The organism is Putridiphycobacter roseus (assembly GCF_003234935.1).
Classification (GTDB): Bacteria; Bacteroidota; Bacteroidia; order Flavobacteriales_D; family Crocinitomicaceae; genus Putridiphycobacter; species Putridiphycobacter roseus.
This window is the reverse complement of the sequence record NZ_QKSB01000052.1, coordinates 1-1,230: the sequence shown is the minus strand read 5'-3', so window position 1 is coordinate 1,230 and position 1,230 is coordinate 1. Positions and strand designations below refer to the sequence as shown.

Below are 1,230 nucleotides of genomic sequence, written 5' to 3'. Positions count from 1 at the left end.
TAACAAAGAACTGAGCTTATAAACAAGTTTTTTTCTCGCTAATTTTGTAATAACACCGGATTTATACTTCTATAGTTTTCATCATATGGAATTCTGCTTTTAGAAATTGCCAAAGCTTGTCTAGTTAATTTATTACAGACAGCTAGTAGAGCAAGTTTTTTACTTTTTCCCTTATTTACTATTCTTTCAAATAATTTTGCGCAAGATGGGTTACATTTATAAGCTGTAAAAGAACACATAAAGAGTAAGTTTCTGACATCTTTATTCCCCATTTTACTGATTCTACTTTGACCTCTTACGCTTGTGCCTGATGTTCTTATTGTTGGCGATAACCCAAGAAAACTGCTAAGCTGTTTTGAGTTTTCAAAGTCCTTGAATCCGTTTGTGGTCACTATTAATGACATTGCTGTTTTACGACCCATTCCTGGGATTGTGGTCAATAGACTTAGTAGATCTCCTTCGTTTTCCACCAATAATCGCTGCATTTCATCTTCTAAAGCTTTAACTTCTTTTTGTATTGTTTTTAGCTGTCTTTTTATTATTCTAGAAGCAAGTTTAGAAGGAAAATCTGATAATTCTAAGCTTTTTAACTGATTTTTTAAAGCTGTATTTTGCTTTAATAACAATGTGACCAAATTCCTTAATTCCCTGCACTGATTAATATAAATTTGCGGTGGTTCCCATTCTCTTGGATTATCAAACTCAGCATACATCTGTATCATTTTCGCATCTGCTTTATCAGTTTTAGTCACACGCAGTTTCATTTGAATAAAACGTTTAACTACCAAAGCATTTACAACTGAAACAGCTATTTCTTTTTCATATAAATAATTTGCAATTCCCCAATGATACCTTCCTGTCTGCTCCATAACGCAATGACTACTGGCAGCTAAGGTTTTTTTAAATTTTGAAAATCCCTCTTTATTATTTTCAAACTGGTTGTGTTTGCCATCAGCATAACACACATCAAAATAATCCTTTGATATGTCTATTCCAACATATTCTTTATCTTTACTCATAACTAAAAAATGTTAATGGGACATATCCACTGGTTTTCCAATATCCTTGAAACAGGCTCTTAATGGCCTAATGAACTGAACGGAATATCAGCAGAAGAACAGAGGTGACCTTCTTTGTTAACGAGCTTGTAACTCTAAACCTAACATGGTCTTATTCCCCTGTTCTGTCCTGTTAATAATATTATAAATATAATTTATTACAAGCTTAGGA

Annotated in this window: 1 protein-coding gene; it reads right to left on the bottom strand. The window is 32.7% G+C overall.

Going from position 1 to position 1,230, the window contains the following annotated elements; genetic code table 11:
• Positions 1-38: 38 nt before the first annotated feature.
• Positions 39-1,019: an IS110 family RNA-guided transposase gene (locus DNU06_RS17445; RefSeq protein ID WP_111064782.1), complete on the bottom strand. Its 981-nt coding sequence runs from the start codon at positions 1,017-1,019 to the stop codon at positions 39-41.
• Between the last annotated feature and the right edge of the window lie 211 nt (positions 1,020-1,230).

What these genes read in the sequence shown, in the direction of transcription:
- DNU06_RS17445 (WP_111064782.1), bottom strand. Translation starts at nt 1,019, where the DNA reads ATGAGTAAAGATAAAGAATATGTTGGAATAGACATATCAAAGGATTAT.